The organism is Trichococcus paludicola (genome assembly GCF_003052295.1).
Classification (GTDB): domain Bacteria; phylum Bacillota; class Bacilli; order Lactobacillales; family Aerococcaceae; genus Trichococcus; species Trichococcus paludicola.
The window spans coordinates 93,150-114,843 of the sequence record NZ_QBLC01000001.1; the positions used below are offsets into that span (position 1 = coordinate 93,150).

The window sequence follows — 21,694 nt, forward strand, 5'->3', positions numbered from 1 at the left end:
TGAACGCAATGGACAGGAAGAAAACGCGCGTTTTGGTGGTGGATGACGAACAGAGCATCCGCGATTTTTTAACGATGGGACTGGAAGACGAAGGATACAGCGTGGAAACGGCAAAAGACGGCTTGACGGCGCTGACGAAAATGCATGATAATCCTTTTAACATCGTCATTTTGGATGTGATGATGCCGGGCATGGATGGCTATGAATGCTGCCGCATGCTAAAGCAGAAATATGATGTTGTCGTCATCATGCTGACCGCGAAGGACCAAGCGGAAGATACGGTAAAAGGATTGAAAACCGGAGCAGATGATTATCTGGCCAAGCCATTCAGTTTTCTGGAACTGCTGACGCGGATGGAAGTCCGCCTGACTAGCCGTTTCCCTCAAAAGAATATAGTCATCCGCAAGGGGCCCTTTTCGGTCGATGATGCCCGCCATGAGATTACGTTCGAGAATGAAAAGCTTGATCTGACCCCAACGGAGTACAAGCTGATGTGTTTGTTGTTCGATAATGTGAACATCGTCATTTCGAAGGAAACCATCATGAATAAGGTGTGGGGCTATGATTATTTCAGCAGTTCGAATGTTGTGGAAGTTTATATCCGCAACTTAAGGGAAAAGCTACAGGATACGTCGCACCGCTACATCAAAACCGAACGCGGATTCGGCTATAAATTGGATGTGGAAGGATGAAAACGAAAAGCTTAAACAAGCAACTGTTCCAGCGAAGCATGCAGTTGCTGCTGCTGTTTCTGGTTATCATCGGTTTTTTGCAGACAAGCTTGATTTATCTCTACACCGAAAATCAAAGGAAAATGGAAGTAGCGAGCTATCTGGAGGCCATCCAGCAAACACCTGATCTGATCGGTGAAGAAGAGCCGTTGACTAAAGAAGCGTCAGAGCTTGCCGAGGATTTCGCTTCAGATGCGAACATCGTTTTTTATGCGAGCTCCGGAGAAAAGCAAATAATCCACACCAATCGACTATTTTTAAAAAATAAAGAGACAGCAGCATACAATGAGCCTGTATATTATGAGGGGAAAGAGATCGGTACAATAGAGATCATCTATTCCATCCATGAGTCAGTGGAGTTGATGCTTACCCAGCTGATTATTTATGTGATTGCCAGCATCGTCATTCTCGTTTTGGCTTGGCGGTTCTATGGGCGTATGTTGAGGAAAACGCTGGCTCCTTTGGATAGCGTCATTGCCTCGGTTTCTGAGGTTTCGGTCGACAATCTTGATCAGCCGATAGTTATCGCAGATGCTCAAGCGGATATAGCCAAACTGGTGGATTCGACTAACGAGTTGAAAGTAAGACTGCATGATTCCTTTCAGATCATTGAAGAAAATCAGCATAAATTACAACAATTCGTTTCCGATGCATCGCATGAGTTAAAGACACCGCTGACGACAATCCAGGGCTATTCGGAAATTCTGTTACGGGGAAAACTGGATAATCCTGAAAAGATACGCTATTCTCTGGAAAGCATGCTTGATCAGACGAAACGATTGACGTATATTGTGAACGAATTGCTGGAACTTTCAAAATTGGATCGGAAGGTGCAGATGGGGAAAGCCGAAGGAAACCTGAATGATGTTCTGCAGGACCTTTTTCCTCTGTTGAAGATGATCCAGGAGGGGCGGAAACTGAAGCTGACGATAGGCGAGCTACCGACTGTTATGATGAACCGCAAAAAAATCGAGCAAGTAATTTTAAATATCGTGCAGAATGCCATTTTCCATTCGGATCCGAAGACGCCGATCATGATCCGTACCTACCAAGAAAATGAAAAAGTCGTCATGGCAGTCACCGATTATGGTGAGGGCATTGCTGAGAAACATCTGCCGCTTATCTTTGATCGCTTTTACCGTGTCGACACCGATCGTTCGCGCGAAAGCGGAGGGACGGGATTGGGTTTAGCTATCTGCCAAGATATTATGCATGCGCATAATGGGGAAATCGATGTGCAAAGTATTGCGGGAAAGGAAACGACATTCTTTATCCGGTTTCCAAAGATGATGGAAAGCGTGTAGAGTAAAAATGAAGAGGGATTCCTAAATTAAAATGGGAATCCTTTTTTCGATGAGGAAAAAAAGGATCTCGATTTTTCTATTTTATGCAATTTGGAGTATCATTAAGGCAGAGATGATTGCTTATTGTTTCGCATTAGGAGGGGTGAGTGATGACTGAACAGACCCATGCGCACAGCAATCCGGACGGTCTGGATGGCGTAAAAGGAAAAAATTTGCTCATAACCATGGTCCTGAAGATTGTGCTGACAATTGCTGAAGGTTTGGGCGGCTGGTTTTCAGGAAGCTTGTCGCTGCTTTCCGATGCACTCCACAATCTTAATGACGTATTGTCAATCGTCATCAGTTGGTTTGCCGTCAAGATGGCAGAAAAAGAACACGATAAGAAAAACACATTCGGCTACAGAAGAGCCACCATCATAGCCGCGGTCATCAATGCTACCCTACTGATCATCATGTCGCTTTTCCTTTTCAGGGAAGCTTATTTTAAATTCATTCAGCCTGAAAAAATAAACGCACTGTTGGTCATCGTGATCGCCGCAATTGGGATCGTCCTCAATGTAGTGGCGGTATACCTGCTGCACAAGAGCTCCGGAGCTGACTTGAATATGCGGGCGGTATACCTGCATTTTCTGAGCGATGCCCTTTCCTCGGTTGGGGTGATGGTCGGCGGCATAGTCATCTATTATTTCGATGCTTACTGGATTGATCCTTTGTTGACTGTGCTGATTGGTATATACATTCTCAAGGAAAGCTATGAAATATTGAAAGAGTCGGTGAACATCCTGATGCAGGGAACACCAGAAACCGTGGACATCGATGAAATAGCGGAGGAACTCGAAAAGATGGATGCGATAAAAAACATCCATCACGTCCACATTTGGGCATTGGATGAGCATACGCTCTTTTTCGAAGCCCACGTAAATCTGCAAAACGATATTTTGGTCAGTGAATTATCCGACGTCTATGAGAAGTTGGAACAGGTATTGAAAGAGCGCTTCGGTGTGACCCATTTGACGATTCAGTTCGAATATAATTGTTGCGAGGATGCAGGCAGGGTACTCGATAAAGAATAAGGAAGAACAGAGGGAAGCGGTGGTGTATATGACGAAAGTTGAGCGACACAGGGAAATATGCGAAAGGCTGAATCAGCTGTATGCGGCAAAAAATAAAGACTACGGGGACAGTTTTGGCGACAGCTTCCAAGAGTATGGGCTGACGATGCCGGCTATCCGATTGGATGATAAGCTGCACCGGTTCAAACAACTGATCAAGCAGGAGGCCGAAGTTAAAGACGAGAGTATTACGGACACGCTGATGGATTTAGCGAACTATGCAATCATGACCATCATCGAAATCGAAAACAAGGCATAATAATAGTAAGTGAATTTTTTAGCGCTTACCGATGTGGGAGCTTAGTGATGAAATAAAATTGTGACATGAGTCAGGGGAACGCTCTGGTGCCGCCAGTATCGTACTTACCGATCCTGGGTTGGCAAACATTGTGTCATTGGTTGAAAAAGGGCGAACAATTTATCAGCGCATATTAACTTGGGTCATCAGCAAAATCAGCCGGACAATTCTAAAATCGGCTTATGTAGCCCTTGCATATGTGGTGACTGGGAAATTTGTTATATCTGCCTTCACCATGCTTTTGCTGCTTTCTCCATTTTGGTCTATGCAATGGCATCTTGTCTTCTTTTGAATGATCTGTTGAAGGTTACGATAATGAAAAAACTAGGTCATGGACTGTGAACACATCTTGATAAATAACGAAAAAGGATGACAGGCTAAAAATTCTAAAATATAAGCTGACGCAGTATAATGGTAGATGTAAAGAGCATCCGTAAATCAATTCCATATAGGCACTCTCATTTTTTCTTTTTAACTGGTTTCCAACTAATTGGATAAATGGCACCTGATCTTATTAAATGGAACAGGCTAATCGAATGAACGGTCAAGTTACTGCAAAACAAAGGGAGATGTACAAAATGAAAAAATTTATGGGGACCATGGTAAAAACAACTTTGACATTAGGCCTGCTAGTGATGACTGGCTGTTCGAATGTGTCAGACACCGAATCCAAAATTTCCGAAATCACTTCGAAAACGGTTGAATCCGCCTCCAAATTATCTGAAGAAGTATCCGAGGTAACCTCCGAATTATCTGAAGCAGCATCTGAGGTAACATCCGCATTATCAAAAGATACATATGGAACGGCAGGGGCTTTGGCTGACGACAACTACACGTTAGAGGAAATGCTGACCTATGCCCTTCAGGATGAATACTTGGCGCAGGCTAAGTATACTGCGATTGCAGAAGCAAACAACAACGCTAATCCTTTCGCGAATATTGCGGAAGCTGAAGCCACGCACATAAACGAATTGCTTCCATTATTCGAAAAGAACGGAATCACGGTACCTGCCAACGATGCATCTGATAGGGTAACACTTCCGGATTCATTGGCAGCAAGTTATGCAATGGGTATAGAAGGCGAAACGCAAAATATCAGCATGTATAAACGTTTCCTTGAAGAAGAAGTACTCCCCCCCGATGTGAAAGCCGTTTTTGAACGATTGATGGCAGCCTCAGAAGAACATTTGCAGGCGTTTGAACAAGAAAATGCAAATTTTGGGGGAAATGAAGACAAAGGTAATAACCCCAACTAAATACTGACGATTGGGTTAGCTGAGGTTGATCTGTCATATATGGGATAGGCATTTTACTTCATTACGGATCGTACAAGGCTACCGTGCGATAGCGCAATCTTTCTGGGATGAAATGTCGGAATAGGAAGATAAATTCTCGAAAACCCAAACAAAAAGAAAGACTGACCCGAGCATCCAAGATGCTGGGGTCAGTCTTTTTTCTTTATATCGTGATGCTGTTGATGAAGCGAGCGATCCTTGGCTCGGTTGTGCTTTCGAAGAAGTCCTTTGTCGGACCGTCGAAGCCGACTTTGCCGTCCTCCAGGAAGAGCATGCGGTCCGCTGCTTCCCGTGCGAAGTCAAGGTTGTGCGTCACAATGATCATGGACAGCTTCTCGGAAGCAAGTTCCTTCAGCACGCGCAGCACTTCTGCTTCCAATTCGGGATCTAGGGCAGAAGTCGGTTCATCGAACAGGACGAAATCCGGCTCCATGGCCAAGGCGCGCGCGATTGCTACGCGTTGCTGCTGGCCACCAGAAAGTTGATCCGGGTAGTGATCCAGTTTGTCAGCCAACCCCACTTTGGTCAGCAGATTCTTCGCTTTGGCCGTCGCTTCCGTTTTAGAAAGTTTCAGGACTGTGAGCGGGCCTTCGATGACATTTTCCAATACCGACAGATGTGGGAAGAGGTTGAAGCTCTGGAATACCATCGCCGTTTCTTTCCTGATGGCCATCATCGTTTCCTTTGAAATTTTGGAGCTGAAATCAACCTCGAGATTGCCGTTCTTCAAAACGCCGCTTTCGGGCACTTCCAACAAATTCAAGGTGCGGAGAAGGGTGGACTTGCCCGAACCAGATGGGCCGACGATGACAGTCGTTTCGCCGGTTCTGAAAGCCAACGAGATGTCCTTGAGGGCATGAAAGTCACCGTAGGATTTTTGGATATGTTTGATTTCGATCATGTCGTCACGCCTTTTTCAGATATTTTGAAGTTCTGATTTCCAACTTGCCTTGGATCCAAGTCAACACTGTACTGATAAGGAGGTAAATCACTGCCACTTCCATATACAGAATCAACGGTTCATAGGTAACGGAAGCGAATTGCTGCCCGACCATCGTCATTTCAATAATCGTGATGCTGGAAGCCAGGGAAGTTGATTTCACCAAGGAAATGAAATCATTCATGACCGATGGCAAGGCGATCCGGATGGTCTGCGGGAAGATGATCCTTTTCAGGACCTGTCCGTGCGTCATGCCCAAGGAATCGGCCGCTTCCCATTGCCCTCTCGGGATGGACAGGATTGCGCCGCGGATGGATTCAGCTGAATAGGCACCGCTGTTCAGGGCGAAAGTCAGGATTGCGGCGGTCCACGCATCTAACGTGATGTTCAGCTTCGGCAAACCGAAGAAGACGATGAACAATTGGATCAACAGCGGCGTGCCGCGGAATACCCACACGTAGAACCAAGCCAAGCCTTTTAGGATCTTGCTTTTCGAAATCCGCATGATTGCGGTAAGGACCGCCAAGATAAGTGACAAGGCAAAGGAAATCAGCGCCAAGGGGATGGTGACGGTAAATCCTGCTTCCAGAATAGGCCATAGGGCGTTTTCGATTATGGATAATGTATGCTGCAAAATTTACTCACCAATCCTTTTTATATTAAAAAATTAACAATTATTCAACGTTCAAAAGTGCATCACCGCAAATACCGTAAGAGATACCAAATTGTACCATGCATCCGACTATTATGGCTAGCTTCAACAATTAGTCCGTCATAAATCAGATAAATCGTACCGATTGTGCCTCCGAGGCGCTATCGGTACGATTTCGTAAACGCGGAACTGAACGAGCCCGTTCAGTTTTTCTTATTCGTTGGCTCCGACGCTGATGTCTTCGCCCAGGTATTTTTCGAAGATTGCTTTGAAAGTGCCGTCTTCTGTGCGTGCTGCGATTATTTCGTTCAGTTTAGTCTGGAATTCTGTGTTTTCTTTTTGCAGGATGATGCCGACTTCGTCATTGGTAGGCAGTTTTTCGTCGATCAGTTTCAACGTAGAATCTGGATATTCTTCAAAGTAAGTCAGGAACGTGATGTAATCATTGATCGTTCCGTCAGCACGGCCGGAAGTGATCAATTCAACTGCTTGATTGAAGCCGTCGACAGGTACGATTTCAGCGCCAAGGTCGCGGGCGTTCTGAGCGTAATTACTTGTAGTGGATTGGGCGGATTTTTTGCCGCTGTAGTCTTCCAGAGTTTGGATGTCAGAGTCTGCACTGACCGCCAATTGGCCATAGGACTCGAAATAAGCATCGGTGAAGTCATAAGCTTCTTGGCGTTCTTCCGTAACGCCGACGTTGTTGATGACGATATCGTATTTATTGACATCCAGTCCGGCGATCAAAGAATCCCATTTCGTTTCGACGAAGACAGGCTCCACGCCCAAATCTGCTGCGATGACTTCCGCGATTTCAACTTCAAAGCCCACCAGGTCGCCTGTTTCTGTATCATGGTAGCTGAACGGAGGGTAAGTGCCTTCCACCCCGATACGCAATTGTTTATTTTCTTCGATTGTTTTTAAGACGTTTCCTGCTGTGGCGGTGCTTGTTGCTGTTGAGGCACTGTCCGAACTTGAGTCAGTTGTTGCGCCGCAAGCCGCCAAAGCCAAGCCTGCTGTACCCACGAATAAGATCTTTGATAATAGTTTCTTCATTATATTCACTCCTGTTTTTGTTTTTTTTGTTTGAAAAGCTGCAGGTCTTTCGACCGAAAAAACTCCCCCAGACAGTTTTCGCTTGTGATGCTGGTCCGCAAATCGACATTTTCTTACTTTTTGTCGCTCTGAGGCATGAGGAAATCTTATCACCGGTGCATGTAAGAAGCAAACAGTTATAATCGAACAAGGTTGATAGGTAAAAGCGATCACCCGGGATTTATGAATGACGCAAATTGCGCGATGATTAAGAAGCTTATCGGTCCCCACGCGAATCGTGTATAATATAGGAAACAACAAGAGATTCGCTGACAAAGAGGGCGAATGGAACCAGGGGGAATTTGTATGGCAGATGTATTGAAAAGATTGATCCAGGCAGCACAGCAACCGGAGGAAGCGGATCTTATCATCCAAAACGGAACAGTAGTGGATGTATTTTCTTTGGAGACTTTTGAAGCGGACGTTGCGATTAAAGATGGATACATCGTCGGCATCGGTACTTATCCGAACGGGAATCAAGTGGTGGACGCTTCAGGCAAGTATGTCATGCCGGGTTTTATCGACGGGCATATCCACATCGAATCGACGATGGTGACGCCGTCGGAATTTTCGCGTGCGCTCATCAAACACGGCGTGACGACCGTTGTGACCGATCCGCATGAAATCGCGAACGTTGCAGGAAAAGGCGGGATCGACTTTATGCTGGAGGATGCAGCCAATGCCGACATGGATATCCTGATGAAGCTACCTTCGTGTGTGCCGGCGACACCCTTCGAGCAGAACGGGGCAACGCTGACTGCGGATGATCTCCGGCCTTATTTGACCCATCCGAACGTCATCGGCTTGGCTGAAGTGATGGATTATCCATCCGTTTTGAATGCAAATCCGGATATGCTTGAGAAGATCCGCATGACGACTGAAGCTGGGCTTGAGGTCGATGGACACGCGGCCGGTTTGCCGGATACCGCATTGAATGTCTACAGCACAGCAGGAATCCGTAACGATCACGAGGCGGTGACTGCGGAAGAAGCAATCGCACGGGTACGCCGGGGCATTCATGTGTTGGTGCGCGAAGGATCGGCTGCGAAAGATCTGTTGGCGCTGTTGCCGGCCATCAATGAAAGGAACAGCCGCCGTTTTTCATTCTGCACAGACGACAAGCATTTGGACGAATTGGCCGAAGAAGGAACCGTCAATTATGCCGCTCAGCTGGCCATCCAACATGGTTTGGATCCGCTGATCGCCATCCAGATGGCTACACTCAACAATGCGGTGTGCCACGGCATCCATGATAAAGGCGCCATTGCACCTGGGTACCTAGCGGATATCCTGATCACGGACAGCCTGGAGACGTTGCGCCCGGAAACGATCATCAAAGATGGACGCTTGCTGGATCTGGATGCTTTGAGAAGCGTCCGCGCCACGGTTCCACAGGCCGTCCGTTCCTCCATCCATTTAAAGAAAGTGACAAAAGACGATCTGCAGATCCCGCTTCAAAAAGACCAGAAAGCTTGGGTCATCGGCGTTGTGCCTGGCCGGATCATTACGGAGAAAATCGTAGCGGATGTGCAGACGGAAGACGGATTCTTTGTTGCGGATCCGCAAAATGATCAAGTGAAGATGGTTGTGTGTGAGCGCCATCACCAAACCGGCAGCATCGGAGCTGGCATCGTCAGCGGGCTCGGTCTGAAACGGGGCGCCATCGCTTCGACTGTAGCCCATGACTCGCATAATTTGGTCGTTGCTGGAACGAACGATGAGGATATGCTGCTGGCAATCGAAGAAGCGGAACGTATGCAGGGCGGGCTCGTTATCGTTGATGGCGGCAAAGTGCTGGCGTCGGTCCCATTGCGTGTCGGCGGCATTATGTCGGAAAAACCTTACGAAGAAGTCATCGAGGAACTGCATGTGTTGCATGAGCAGTTGGCTACGCTGGCGGAAGAATCGCAGAACATTTTCATGATCCTTTCATTCCTGTGCCTGCCGGTCATTCCGCGTCTGAAACTGACGGATAAAGGTTTGTTTGATGTAGATTCCTTCCAGCATATCGCAGTCGGAATTCCGATGTAAGGTCACTTACTCCTCTGCAGTCTGGAAAGGCGGTGGTTCTTTATGGCGATTTCATTCAGTGAATTCATTCAGTTGTTGCTGTCAAGCCCGGCTATTGCGGTCACGGTGGCCTTGACGTTGGGAGTGGTTTTGGTGAACGGGTGGACGGATGCGCCGAACGCTATAGCCACCTGCGTTTCGACCAGAAGCATGACGCCGCGGAACGCTATCCTGATGGCGGCGGTGTTCAATTTTTTAGGCGTTTTTGCGATGACGGCGATCAATGAGAAAGTTGCCCAGACGATGGCGAAGATGGTTGATTTTGGCGGGAATACGGAAGATGCAGTCGTGGCGCTGTGTGCAGCGCTCTTTGCGATTGTGGTGTGGGCCACTGCGGCTTGGTATTTTGGCATCCCGACCAGCGAAAGCCATGCCTTGATCGCCGGTGTGTCTGGGGCTGCAATCGCGTTGCAGGGCGGCATCGGCGGAATCAATGGGGCGGAATGGATCAAAGTGCTGTACGGCTTGGTGCTTTCCACCGTTCTGGGTTTATTTTTGGGTTTCCTTGTCGTGAAACTGGTCGGCGCGCTGTTCAAGGACGTTGAACGGCAAAGCACGACAACTTTCTTCCGCAATAGCCAGATAGCTGGTGCAGCGGCGATGGCTTTTATGCACGGGGCCCAGGATGGCCAGAAGTTCATCGGGATTTTTTTGCTGGGCATTGCCTTATCGCAAGGAAATGCCACAACCGACTTTGTGATTCCTATCTGGTTGATGCTGTTGTGTTCCACGGTCATGGCTTTGGGGACCGCAATCGGCGGCGGGAAAATCATCAAGACGGTAGGGGTCAACCTGGTTAAGCTGGAGACCTATCAAGGCTTCAGCGCTGATTTTGCTGGTGCTGTGAGCCTCCTGACAGCCTCTCTCTTGGGTCTGCCGGTGAGCACGACCCACACGAAGACAACGGCCATCATGGGCGTGGGCGCCGGCAGGCATCTGTCGAGCGTAAACTGGCTCACGGTCAAGGAAATGGTTTTTACGTGGGTGTTGACATTTCCAGGCTGCGGCCTTGTCGGTTATTTGATGGCAAAGCTGTTCATTCGGATATTCTAGGGGGCGCCGATTATGTTCAAAAAGAAGACGGAAAAGTTGGATTATTTCGATGAATTCATCAAGCTTGCCGAATGGGGTGTCCAATCGGCGAAGTTCTTGAAGCAGGTGTTGGCGGAGTATCCGGTCGCTGATCTCAGCCAAAAATTAGATGAGATGCATGAGATCGAACACAATGCCGATCTGGAGAAATACAAGCTGATGCGCTATATGTACAATGATCTGTTGCCGCCTTTCGATCGGCAGGATGTGATTGCACTGGTCACCAGTCTGGACCATGCCATCGACATGATTGAGGATGTCATGATCCACATGGAGATCTATCAACCGCAACACATTACCCCGGAAATCAACCAATTCCTGGATCTGGTGGAAAAATCAGCCGAGGAATTGCATACAGCGGTGCGGCTTTTGAAAACCTACAAGAAATCGCAAAAAGAGATCCACACAGTCATCGATCGGATCAATGCCTGTGAGAAGGAAGGCGATCTGCTTTACATCCAAACGATGCGTGATCTCTATCGGAGCGACGTGGACGCCGTCAGCATCGTCATCCTGAGCAAAATCTATAAATCGCTGGAGGATTGCTGTGACGCCTTCAAGGACGTGACCAAATTCGTGGAAGAGATCGCATTGAAATATGCGTAGGCTGGGAGCTGTAAAACAAAAAAATCCCCACAAGTCAGAATTTTTCTGACTTGTGGGGATTTTTTGGCAATAATAAGTTGTTAAAAACTGTCCATCAACTAAGATTCGTTGCCGGATGAACGAAATCATTTAGTATAGGCTAGAGTCAATTATTCAGCGAGACAACTAAGATTTTCATCTCTGTCTCTGGCATGCATACTGACGCCGTTCATATGGTGGTCGTCTTCTGCGTGATGACGGAGATGAGTGGCATGGCTACGTACATACTGGCCATGATTTTCATAGGTCACTGTATCCATCATCGCTGCTTCTACCGGAGTTGCGACAGCAAAGGTGGTCAATGCAGTAAAAGAAATCAGGCCAATCATCAAATATTTTTTCTTCATGGGTAAGTTCTTCCTTCCTATATATAAACTGGCTACGTTTTACGAGACTGTTTCCGTGTTGTTGATCGGACAAAAGAAATAATCAGCAACGCGGGATCGCTTGATCCTTCTTAAGTATACTAAGCAATTGTGTAGAACAGATGTAGTTGGAAAAACAAATAAATGAATGGATAATTAGTTGAATTTTGCGCAAGTGTATGACATAATATATTTGAAAATTAAATAACTTCTATATCAAGAGAGATCGAGGGACTGGCCCGATGACATCTCAGCAACCGACCCACGCATGAATGCGGTGGCACGGTGCTAAATCCTGCAGAGCAATCTGAGAGATAAGAAGAGCAAAGCGACATTCCCGACTCTTCTTGTTATAAGAAGGGTTTTTTGTTTTCGAAAAAAACAATTTGGAGGGAAAAATCATGACAATGACAAAAGAACAATTCGAACACTACGGAAGAAGCTACGAAAGAATGGAAGTGGCAGGCGGCCCGAAAAGCCAAGCAGAGGCCATGCTTTATCATCAGTACAAGCAGCAAAAAGCTGCCGTTGCGAGAGCGCTTGAGATGGGTAAGGAGAACTATCAAACGGAACTGCTGGCCAAAGTAGCGGAAGTGCATCGGCTTGAGGAAGAAATCGCCAAGTTGCAGCAACACCTTAATCTGGAGCGGGCACAAGTGGATAAGATGATGGAACTGGTGGCCCAGTTTTAAAGAAGCAATAGGAGGAGAATGGACATGGAACTAAAGATGAAGCGCATCTATGAATCTCCCGCAGAAGCAGACGGTTTCCGGATCCTAGTCGACCGGCTGTGGCCGCGAGGAATCAAGAAGGAGGCCGCACAGCTGGATGCATGGCTGAAGGACAGCGCGCCTTCGCCGGATTTGCGCAAATGGTTCGATCACGATCCCGATAAATTCACCGCCTTCAAGGAAAGGTATGAGGAGGAGTTAGTGATGAATCCGCAGACATCGGCAACCGTAATGAAAATCCTGAAACAGTTGGAAACGACCGACGTCACATTGGTCTATGCCGCGCGGGATCCGGAGATCAACCACGTCGTTGTGCTGCGGGATTTTTTGGAGAAGCAGCGGAAATAGGCGCTTGTTTGCATTTAGGGAATTGGATGATCCCTATCTCAGCCGAATATCAAAAAAGACGCTCTTAAATGGGCGTCTTTTCATTTCTGTGATTATTTTTGTTGCAAGATCACGCGGTAATAATCATCGTCACCTTTGAAAATCAATTTGATTTGCAGTTCCTTTTCGGAAAGTTCCGGATCAACAAAAGTATGGGGATAAAAATGGGAAATTGATCCGCACAAGGCAGCAATCTTCCAGATGATTGCCTAATGCGCTCGCGAAGTAGTTCGAGCTTACAATCGGTTATCGCTTGACTTAACCTTAACTTCAAGGTGTATGCTTTTTCTACAAGAGCGAGAACGCCGCTTTTGAATACAGAAGCATAATGGAGGAAAAATAGATGGTACTAGCGAGAGCAAGAGCGGTCGACGGTCCGGACAAACCGTTCCGATTTGCTGAAATAAAGAGACGGGAATTGGATGAACAAGACGTTCTGATCGAAATCAAGTTTGCGGGTATCTGCCATTCGGATATCCATACAGCCCATGGCGAATGGGGACATGTGCACTATCCGCTCGTGCCTGGGCATGAAATTGCGGGATTGGTCACAGCGGTCGGATCTGGTGTGACGAAGCATCAAATCGGGGATCGCGTCGGTGTCGGCTGCATGGTCGATTCCTGCGGAGAATGCGAAAATTGTTTGCGTGGCGAGGAGCAGTACTGCCTCAAAGGCAATGTTCCGACCTACGCTGGAGTCGATAAATACGGCGAACCGACACAGGGCGGCTACTCGACGCATATCGTCGTGACCGAAGATTTCGTTGTGCGGATTCCGGACAATATTGGACTGGATGCCGCAGCACCGCTGTTGTGTGCCGGCATCACCACCTACTCGCCTTTGAACCGCTGGCAGGCAGGCCCCGGTAAGAAAGTCGCTGTGATCGGACTGGGTGGATTGGGGCATATGGGCGTCAAAATCGCGCATGCGATGGGGGCCGAAGTGACTGTCCTGTCGCAAACACTGAGCAAAAAAGAAGACGGTCTGGAATTTGGGGCGCAGCATTATTACGCCACCAAGGATCCGGAAACATTCAAGGATTTGGCCGGCACATTTGACCTGATCATCAATACGGTGAGTGCCGTGATCAATCTGGATGCCTATCTGGGGTTGTTGAAGCTCGATGGCACGTTGGTGAATGTCGGAGCTCCTGGTGAACCGTTGTCAGTGAATGTGATGTCCTTGATCGGGCACCGTCGTTCCTTCGCTGGTTCCATGATCGGCGGCATCCGCGAAACGCAGGAAATGCTGGGTTTCTGTGCAAAACACGGCATCGTTCCGAATATCGAAGTCATTTCTGCTGACCAGATCGATGAGGCCTATGAACGCGTACTGGCTTCTGATGTCAGATACCGTTTCGTGATCGACACCAGCACAATCTGAGAATTATCAATTTAATAAACAGATAAGCTACCCCGGGCGATATTTTGTTTCGGGGGCTTTTTTTGTTGCGTAACCGGAACCGCTCCGTTCAAAGATTTGTCGGAAAATGATTGTTGTGCAGAACGGACATGTGGCGGATAATGGAAGAAAGGACTGTCGTTCCGGCAGAAACCTGCACAAGCTAGGGCAGGAAGACGAGATGCAGACGGATTTGGAACAGGAAAAACAATAAGGATAAGGGAGCAATCAAAATGAATGAAGCGACCAAAAAGCAATTATTCAGCAAGTTAGCCGAGAAGCAAGGGCGCATGATCGAAATTTATCGCTACTTGCATGCCCATCCGGAATTGTCTTTCCAGGAGGAAAACACGGCCGATTATATCGAAGCCTTCTATGCAGGAAAAGAGTGCGACATCCGCACCCATGTCGGCGGACTGGGAATCGTCGTGTCCATCGACAGCGGCAAACCGGGAAAAACAGTCGCCATCCGAGCGGACTTCGATGCGTTGCCGATCCAAGAGGAAACAGGCTTGCCGTATGCCTCAAAAACACCGGGCGTCATGCACGCCTGCGGACATGACGCGCATACAGCTTACATGCTGATCCTTGCCGAAACATTAATAGAAATGAAGGAACAACTCGAAGGAAAGATAGTTGTGCTGCATCAGCCCGCCGAGGAAGTTCCGCCGGGCGGAGCGATCGGCATGATCAAGGACGGCGCTTTGGAAGGCGTCGACACGGTATTCGGCATCCATGTGATGTCGCAGATGGACAGTGGAAAAGTGTTCTACCGTGAAGGCAACGTTCAGACCGGCCGCGCCAATTTCCGCGTGAAGATCCAAGGCGTCGGAGGGCACGGGTCATCGCCGCATAATGCCAACGATGCCATCGTGGCGGCCAGCTATTTTGTTGTGGCTGTGCAATCCATCGTCAGCCGCCGTTTGAATCCATTCGATGTCGGATCGATCACGATCGGCAGTTTTGACGGCAAAGGCTCGTTCAACGTCATCAAAGATTCGGTCGTTCTGGAGGGCGATGTGCGCTCGATGTCCGAAGTGACACGCACGCTGATCGAAAAGGAAATCCGCGCGAAGCTGGACGGCATCTCAGCCATGTTCGATGTGACCTATGAACTGGACTACGAAAACGACTATCCGGTGCTGTACAATGATCCGGAAATGACGTCATTCGCAGCTGAAGCTCTGCAGGCTACAAAATTGCCTGGAGTAGAGGCCGTGGAACGCTGCGAGGCGCAGCCGCCTTCAGAAGATTTCGCTTATTATGCGAAGGAACGTCCGAGCGTCTTCCTTTATGTAGGGGCGGCTCCGGAAGAGGGCGAGGCTTATCCGCATCATCATCCGAAATTCCGGATCAAAGAGGACAGCATGCTGATTGCGGCCGAAACGATGGGGACAGTGGTGATTGAGTATCTGAAAGGGAACAGTGAGGAATAGAGGGCGTTACGGAATAGGTTTGTGCAAACTGACCAAAAAATAGTATGAAAAGAATGCAAAGATTATGGCGATTTTGCATTCTTTTGCGTTATACTCTTTTCGAAACGCAATCTTTCAGAAAACTATCATCAGGGGGGAACAATACAGTGGAATTTATTTCAATTGTGGAAATTATCGGCACGATTGCCTTTGCGATGTCAGGGGCCTTGACTGCAATCGAGAAGGATCTTGATTATTACGGCATCGGGATATTTGCGATCACGACTTCGGTGGGCGGAGGGATCGTCAGGGATCTGCTGATTGATCGTCCGTTGCCGGCATCGTTGGAAAACCCGCTCTATGCACTTATCAGCCTGCTTTCCGCTGGCTTCGTCATCCTTTTCTATACGCACATCAACAAGTTGGCGAAGAAGCTCCAGTTCTTTGATGCAATCGGGCTCGGGGCATTCACCGCCATCGGAGCGGAAGTGGCGGTGCGAATGGGATTCCATCAGTGGTACGTTGTTGTTACGTTGGCTGTTCTGACCGGAACCGGTGGAGGACTCATCCGTGATGTGTTCGCCCGGGAGATTCCTTATATATTCCGCAAAGAGGTGTACGCTTTGGCTTCCATTCTGGGAGCCATCCTGTACATTATCGTGTTCCGCTTGGCCGGAAGCCAAATGGCGTTGTACAGCTGCTTTTTAGCAACGACTTTGATCAGGCTCTATTGCATGGAGAAGGACGTTCACCTGCTGAAGGTGGGGAAAGTCACCCTTGAATAGTTCGATACATCGGAGGAAATGGTTATGACAATCAGTTACGAAAAATTTGGATTAAAGGAAGTAATCAACGCTTCCGGTAGAATGACAATCCTGGGAGTGTCCAAAGTATCCCCGTCTGTTTTGGCTGCCCAACAATATGGGGGAGAACATTTTTTTGAGATGGAAGATTTGTCGTTGAAAGTGGGCGCTTATTTAGCCAATCTACTCAAAGCCGAAGATGCTCAAGTTGTGTCTTCAGCTTCAGCAGGCATCGCCCAATCCGTGGCGGGCGTAATCGGCAAAGGCAACTTATTTCATGTTTACCATCCTTATACGGAGAAAATTACCCAACGAGAAATTATTTTACCGAAAGGCCATAATGTGGACTATGGTACGCCCGTTGAAGTCATGGTTGAGCAAGGAGGAGGCAAAGTCGTTGAAGCTGGATATGCAAATATGTGTACCCCAGAGCACGTGGAAATGATGATCACCAAGGAAACGGCTGCCCTGCTTTACATCAAAAGTCACCACACCGTACAAAAGAGTATGCTGACAGTGGAAGAAATGGCTACCGTCGCTGGAAAATACGATTTGCCGGTGATTGTCGATGCCGCGGCGGAAGAAGATTTATTCGGTTATTACGCAGCAGGGGCAGATTTAGTGATTTATTCAGGAGCCAAAGCGATTGAAGGGCCAAGTGCTGGCTTTATCGTCGGGAAAAAAAGAGCGATCGAATGGGTGCGACTCCAAGGCAAGGGAATTGGTCGCTCCATGAAGATCGGCAAAGACAATATTTTAGGGCTGGCTCAAGCCGTGGAAGATTATTTGGCTAACGGCAGCGAAAGCGGCGGGTCGATGAAGGCGCGTCTAGGCCCATTTGTTGAAGGCCTCAATCAAATACCAGATCTGCAAGCCATTATTGTGCAAGACAGTGCCGGCAGAGAAATTTATCGGGCTACCGTCAAAGTGGCTGGCATAATCAGCGCAAAAGAAGTCATAAGACAACTAAAAACGCAAAGTCCAGCGATTTATACACGTGAATACCAAGCCAATAACGGCATCATTGAATTCGATATTCGTGCCGTCAATCAAGCAGAAATGGCGAAAATTGTTCAGCGATTACAAGAAATTTTAGGCGCTTAGGATGGACTGCTGCCCGGAGGTGATCGTCAACTCCGATGAGACAAGCATTCATCGGAGAAGCGCTCTGCGCCGGAGATCTCACCTCCGATGAGCGAATGCTCGCCGGAGCTGGTTTCAGAATCGGAGGCTGTTCTCCGACGAGGCCGCGTTCGTCGGAGGTCTTGTCTTTTCAGCTGTTTTTCTCCGGCGGAAGGACTGCTGCCCGGTGCTGATTGTCAACTCCGATGAGGAGGGCACACATAGGAGAAGCGTACAGTTTAAATTCATTTTCAATCGAAAAGGGTTGTATCAAACCAGATTGGCATTTTCTGGTTTGATACAACCCTTTTTCGTAATGAAAGCGCTACAAAACCGCTTGACACATCTGTGGTGTGGGGTTATAATTCATTTAGTTAATATTTAGTAAAAATAACAAGTAAACATTTATCAAAAAAAGGAGCGGATGAAGATGGAATTGACAGGGTTGAAGCAAAAATTTGAGGAACTATTCGGCAAAGGGGATTACAAAGCATTTTTCGCACCGGGACGGATCAATCTGATCGGAGAGCACACGGATTACAACGGCGGGAACGTCTTCCCTTGCGCCATCACACTGGGAACTTACGCTATTACGGCAAAAAACGATCTGAAGCAAGTTCGACTCTATTCGGAAAACTTCCCGGAAGCCGGCGTCATCAGCTTCGAACTGGCCGATCTTGATCACAAAAAAGCGGACAGCTGGGCCAACTACCCGAAAGGCATGCTGCGCTATCTGAAGGAAGCCGGTCATGCCATCCCGGAAGGCTTGGATATGGTCATCTTCGGAAATATCCCGAACGGTTCGGGTCTGTCATCATCGGCATCCCTCGAACTGTTGATGGGTGTCGTTTTGGATAATCTCTTCGACCTGAATGTGGATCGATTGGATCTCATCAAAACCGGCAAGCGCGTGGAGAACGAATTCATCGGCGTGAACAGCGGCATCATGGATCAATTCGCTGTCGGCATGGGCGAGGAAAACAAAGCGATTTTGTTGGACTGCAACACACTTGAATATGAATTGGTACCTGTCGAATTGGGCAATCACGCAATCGTAATCATGAATACGAAAAAACGCCGTGAATTGGTCGACTCCAAGTACAACGAACGCCGCAGCGAATGCGAAGAAGCGTTGGCGAAATTGCAAACGGTCGTATCGATCGGCAGCTTGGGCGAACTCGATGAAGAAACGTTCGAAAAATCAAAAGAGGTTCTGGAGAGTGACGTCTTGTACCGCCGTGCGCGTCATGCCGTCACTGAAAACCAACGCACCTTGAAAGCAAAAGCGGCCTTGCAGGCTGGTGAATTGGAGGCATTCGGCCAGTTGATGAACCAGTCGCATATTTCTTTGCGGGACGACTATGAAGTGACCGGGATTGAATTGGACACATTGGTTCAAGCCGCATGGGATCAACCGGGTGTGTTGGGAGCGCGTATGACCGGAGCAGGCTTCGGCGGCTGCGCGATTGCCATCGTTGAAAAAGAGGCGATTCCGGCCTTCATCGAAAACGTCGGAAAAACCTATGAAGCAGCGATCGGTTACCCGGCAGAATTCTACATCGCCGAAATCAGCGATGGCGCAAAACGGTTATAAGGAGCGGTTGGCATGACGATAAATGAGACAGTGTATGCGATCGACCAAGTTATTGTCGATTTTGTGGAAACGGGCATCGTAAACGGGGAAACGGACGCGATGGACAGCATCGCGCTGCGGAATCTGCTGTTGGCCATGATCGGAAAGGAAGACTTGGATACGCAATTGGTGCCGTCGCAAGCTTTGCCGGATCGACTGAATCTGCTGGATTACTTGGTGGATTGGGCGGTCGCAAACGGGAAAATCGCGGACTACCAATATGCAAGGGAAACGCTGGAGGCGCAGATCATGTCCTTGATCACGCCGATGCCTTCCGTCATCAACAAGCATTTCTGGGAAATCTATGCAGAAAATCCGGAAGCGGCAACTGATTATTTCTACGAGCTCAGCCAGAACAACGATTACATCAAGACCCGCAGCATCGCCAAAAATATCGCGTTTCAGCACCGTACCGATTACGGCGAACTGGAGATCACAATCAACCTATCCAAACCGGAGAAGGATCCGAAGCAGATCGCTTTGGCGAAAAACGTGCCTGCTTCCGCTTATCCAGCTTGCCAACTCTGCATGGAAAATGAAGGCTATGCCGGGCGCATCGACCATCCGGCGCGCGCCAACCACCGCATCGTCCGGATGCCATTGAACGGCGAGAAGTGGGGACTGCAGTATTCGCCTTATGCCTATTATGAGGAGCACTGCATCTTTTTGGCCGAGGAGCACAAGCCGATGAAATTGGACAAGCAGACTTTCGAGAAGTTGCTTGGGATCATCACGCAATTCCCGCACTATTTCGTCGGGTCGAACGCGGACCTGCCGATCGTCGGCGGATCAATCCTGTCGCATGATCATTACCAGGGCGGTCGGCACAACTTCGCGATGGCGGAAGCGCCGATCGAACTGCCATTTGAAATGGCCCAATTCGCCTCGATTCAAGCAGGCATCGTCAAGTGGCCGATGTCCGTCGTTCGACTGGCCGGTAAGGATGCGCTTGAATTGGCTGAGGCGGCAACATTTATACTGGACGCATGGCGAGGCTATTCGGATGAAGCGGCCGACATCCTGGCTGCCACCGACGGCATTCCGCATAACACGATCACGCCGATTGCACGTATGAAGGACGGATTGTTCGAACTGGATTTGGTTCTGCGGAACAACCGGACTTCTCCGGAATTCCCGGACGGCATATTCCATCCGCATCCGGACGTGCAGAACATCAAGAAAGAGAACATCGGCTTGATCGAAGTGATGGGGCTGGCGATTCTGCCGCCACGTTTGAAGGATGAGTTGATCGAAATCGAAAATTACCTCAACGGAGAAACAGTGGAAATCGCTCCTTACCATAAGGAATGGGTCACAGCCTTGGTGGACAAAAAGGACCGTACCGGCGCGGAGGCGAAGGAAGTGGTGCAGGAAGCGGTAGGTGAAGCCTTTTTGCGGGTGCTGGAGGACGCCGGTGTGTTCAAACGCACCGATGAAGGCCAGGCGGCATTCCGTCGTTTCGTCGAACAATTGCATTGATTTTTGGAATGAAAGTGGAGGGATCATATGTCAGTATTAGTGACTGGAGGCGCCGGCTACATCGGCAGCCATACCGTAGTGGAATTATTAAAAGCCGGCCAAGAAGTGGTCATCGTCGACAACTATTCGAACAGCAAACCGGAAGTGTTGAACCGAATCAAAACGATCACGGGCAAGAAGCCGACTTTCTATGAAGTGGACGTATTGAACCGTGAAGCCTTGGACGCAGTATTCGCAAAAGAAAACATCGACTCGGTCATCCATTTTGCAGGCTACAAAGCGGTAGGCGAATCTGTAGCGAAACCGATCGAATACTACCACAACAACATCACAAGTTCGTTGGTATTGTGCGACGTAATGCGCAGCCACGGCGTGAAGAAGATTGTCTTCAGCTCTTCGGCTACGGTATACGGCATGAACAACGTGTCGCCGCTGACGGAGGACCTGCCTACGAGTGCAACGAATCCTTACGGCTACACGAAAGTCATGATTGAACAGATCCTCCAGGATGTGGCGTTCGCCGATTCCGAGTGGAGCATCGCTTTGCTGCGTTACTTCAATCCGATCGGTGCGCATGAGTCCGGCTTGATCGGCGAAGACCCAACCGGCATCCCGAACAACCTGATGCCGTACATCACGCAAGTGGCGGTCGGCAAATTGCCGCGCTTGAGCATCTTCGGGGACGATTACGACACTCCTGATGGCACAGGCGTACGCGACTACATCCACGTCGTCGACTTGGCGTTGGGTCACATCAAGGCTTTGGATAAAATCAAGGAAACTACCGGCGTCGGCATCTACAATCTCGGTACCGGCATCGGCTACAGCGTATTGGACTTGGTGCATAACTTCGAGGAAGCCAATGGCGTCGAAATTCCTTATGTGATTGTCGACAGACGTCCCGGCGACGTCGGGACCTGTTACTCGGATGCGACAAAAGCGAAGGAAGAACTGGGCTGGACAGCCCAGAAGACATTAGCTGACATGTGCCGCGATTCCTGGAATTGGCAAAACAACAATCCCAACGGCTACGAATGAAAAATTGTTAGTATGAAAAAGTGAAGGACAGCCCCAGAATAATGGGGCTGTCCTTCACTTTTTCAGTTAGTTGGGTAATAGAGGG

Annotated in this window: 21 protein-coding genes and 1 riboswitch; of the genes, 17 read left to right on the forward strand and 4 right to left on the reverse strand. The window is 48.6% G+C overall.

Going from position 1 to position 21,694, the window contains the following annotated elements; genetic code table 11:
• Window positions 1-8 precede the first annotated feature (8 nt).
• From C7R56_RS00400 to C7R56_RS00425, 5 genes are all read left to right on the forward strand, one after another.
• Entirely contained in the window at window positions 9-692 is a 684-nt protein-coding gene (locus C7R56_RS00400; RefSeq protein WP_107994669.1) for a response regulator transcription factor, read from the forward strand.
• Entirely contained in the window at window positions 689-2,035 is a 1,347-nt protein-coding gene (locus C7R56_RS00405; protein WP_107994670.1) for a sensor histidine kinase, read from the forward strand. The genes C7R56_RS00400 and C7R56_RS00405 overlap by 4 nt, the downstream gene beginning before the upstream one ends.
• A gap of 149 nt (window positions 2,036-2,184) precedes the next feature.
• Window positions 2,185-3,108 (forward strand): cation diffusion facilitator family transporter, encoded by a 924-nt coding sequence (locus C7R56_RS00410; protein ID WP_107994671.1) that lies wholly within the window; start codon window positions 2,185-2,187, stop codon window positions 3,106-3,108.
• A gap of 28 nt (window positions 3,109-3,136) precedes the next feature.
• Window positions 3,137-3,406 (forward strand): nucleotide modification associated domain-containing protein, encoded by a 270-nt coding sequence (locus tag C7R56_RS00415; protein ID WP_107994672.1) that lies wholly within the window; start codon window positions 3,137-3,139, stop codon window positions 3,404-3,406.
• A gap of 557 nt (window positions 3,407-3,963) precedes the next feature.
• Window positions 3,964-4,701, forward strand: a complete 738-nt coding sequence (locus C7R56_RS00425) for a ferritin family protein (RefSeq protein ID WP_159072108.1) — start codon at window positions 3,964-3,966, stop codon at window positions 4,699-4,701.
• Window positions 4,702-4,903: 202 nt separating this feature from the next.
• Here C7R56_RS00425 and C7R56_RS00430 read toward each other — a convergent pair whose 3' ends face one another.
• From C7R56_RS00430 to C7R56_RS00440, 3 genes are all read right to left on the reverse strand, one after another.
• Entirely contained in the window at window positions 4,904-5,641 is a 738-nt protein-coding gene (locus C7R56_RS00430) for an amino acid ABC transporter ATP-binding protein (protein ID WP_107994674.1), read from the reverse strand.
• 4 nt (window positions 5,642-5,645) lie between these two features.
• Window positions 5,646-6,314, reverse strand: coding sequence for an amino acid ABC transporter permease (locus tag C7R56_RS00435; RefSeq protein WP_107994675.1), 669 nt, complete (start codon window positions 6,312-6,314; stop codon window positions 5,646-5,648).
• Window positions 6,315-6,545: 231 nt separating this feature from the next.
• The gene (locus C7R56_RS00440) at window positions 6,546-7,388 is read right to left on the reverse strand and encodes a transporter substrate-binding domain-containing protein (protein ID WP_107994676.1); all 843 of its coding nucleotides are present in this window, start codon (window positions 7,386-7,388) and stop codon (window positions 6,546-6,548) included.
• A gap of 345 nt (window positions 7,389-7,733) precedes the next feature.
• Between C7R56_RS00440 and ade the strand changes: the two genes are divergently transcribed.
• Genes ade through C7R56_RS00455 form a run of 3 tightly spaced genes read left to right on the forward strand, consistent with a single transcriptional unit; the run spans window position 7,734 to window position 11,195 of the window.
• Window positions 7,734-9,458: an adenine deaminase gene (gene ade / locus C7R56_RS00445; RefSeq protein ID WP_107994677.1), complete on the forward strand. Its 1,725-nt coding sequence runs from the start codon at window positions 7,734-7,736 to the stop codon at window positions 9,456-9,458.
• A 42-nt stretch (window positions 9,459-9,500) separates the two neighbouring features.
• The gene (locus C7R56_RS00450; RefSeq protein ID WP_107994678.1) at window positions 9,501-10,550 is read left to right on the forward strand and encodes an inorganic phosphate transporter; all 1,050 of its coding nucleotides are present in this window, start codon (window positions 9,501-9,503) and stop codon (window positions 10,548-10,550) included.
• 12 nt (window positions 10,551-10,562) lie between these two features.
• A complete protein-coding gene (locus C7R56_RS00455) occupies window positions 10,563-11,195 on the forward strand; it encodes a DUF47 domain-containing protein (protein ID WP_107994679.1) in 633 nt (210 codons plus the stop codon).
• A gap of 149 nt (window positions 11,196-11,344) precedes the next feature.
• On the opposite strand, the gene C7R56_RS00460 is transcribed toward C7R56_RS00455, so the two are convergent.
• On the reverse strand, window positions 11,345-11,581 hold the full coding sequence (locus C7R56_RS00460) for a hypothetical protein (RefSeq protein WP_107994680.1): 237 nt from the start codon (window positions 11,579-11,581) through the stop codon (window positions 11,345-11,347).
• Between the two features lie 227 nt (window positions 11,582-11,808).
• Window positions 11,809-11,920: riboswitch (SAM riboswitch) on the forward strand.
• 80 nt (window positions 11,921-12,000) lie between these two features.
• On the opposite strand from C7R56_RS00460, the gene C7R56_RS00465 reads away from it, so the two are divergent.
• From C7R56_RS00465 to galE, 9 genes are all read left to right on the forward strand, one after another.
• Window positions 12,001-12,291 carry a hypothetical protein gene (locus C7R56_RS00465; RefSeq protein ID WP_107994681.1) on the forward strand — a complete coding sequence of 97 codons (291 nt, stop codon included), beginning with the start codon at window positions 12,001-12,003 and terminating at the stop codon, window positions 12,289-12,291.
• A 24-nt stretch (window positions 12,292-12,315) separates the two neighbouring features.
• Window positions 12,316-12,678, forward strand: coding sequence for a DUF488 domain-containing protein (locus C7R56_RS00470; protein ID WP_107994682.1), 363 nt, complete (start codon window positions 12,316-12,318; stop codon window positions 12,676-12,678).
• 382 nt (window positions 12,679-13,060) lie between these two features.
• Window positions 13,061-14,101 (forward strand): NAD(P)-dependent alcohol dehydrogenase, encoded by a 1,041-nt coding sequence (locus C7R56_RS00475; RefSeq protein WP_107994683.1) that lies wholly within the window; start codon window positions 13,061-13,063, stop codon window positions 14,099-14,101.
• A 251-nt stretch (window positions 14,102-14,352) separates the two neighbouring features.
• Window positions 14,353-15,555: an amidohydrolase gene (locus tag C7R56_RS00480; RefSeq protein WP_107994684.1), complete on the forward strand. Its 1,203-nt coding sequence runs from the start codon at window positions 14,353-14,355 to the stop codon at window positions 15,553-15,555.
• Between the two features lie 146 nt (window positions 15,556-15,701).
• Entirely contained in the window at window positions 15,702-16,319 is a 618-nt protein-coding gene (locus C7R56_RS00485; protein WP_107994685.1) for a trimeric intracellular cation channel family protein, read from the forward strand.
• Window positions 16,320-16,343: 24 nt separating this feature from the next.
• Window positions 16,344-17,441, forward strand: a complete 1,098-nt coding sequence (locus C7R56_RS00490) for a DgaE family pyridoxal phosphate-dependent ammonia lyase (protein WP_107994686.1) — start codon at window positions 16,344-16,346, stop codon at window positions 17,439-17,441.
• A 448-nt stretch (window positions 17,442-17,889) separates the two neighbouring features.
• Window positions 17,890-19,053: a galactokinase gene (locus C7R56_RS00495; protein ID WP_107994687.1), complete on the forward strand. Its 1,164-nt coding sequence runs from the start codon at window positions 17,890-17,892 to the stop codon at window positions 19,051-19,053.
• A gap of 12 nt (window positions 19,054-19,065) precedes the next feature.
• Window positions 19,066-20,571, forward strand: a complete 1,506-nt coding sequence (gene galT / locus C7R56_RS00500) for a UDP-glucose--hexose-1-phosphate uridylyltransferase (protein ID WP_107994688.1) — start codon at window positions 19,066-19,068, stop codon at window positions 20,569-20,571.
• Window positions 20,572-20,598: 27 nt separating this feature from the next.
• Entirely contained in the window at window positions 20,599-21,609 is a 1,011-nt protein-coding gene (galE, locus tag C7R56_RS00505; RefSeq protein WP_107994689.1) for a UDP-glucose 4-epimerase GalE, read from the forward strand.
• Window positions 21,610-21,694 lie beyond the last annotated feature (85 nt).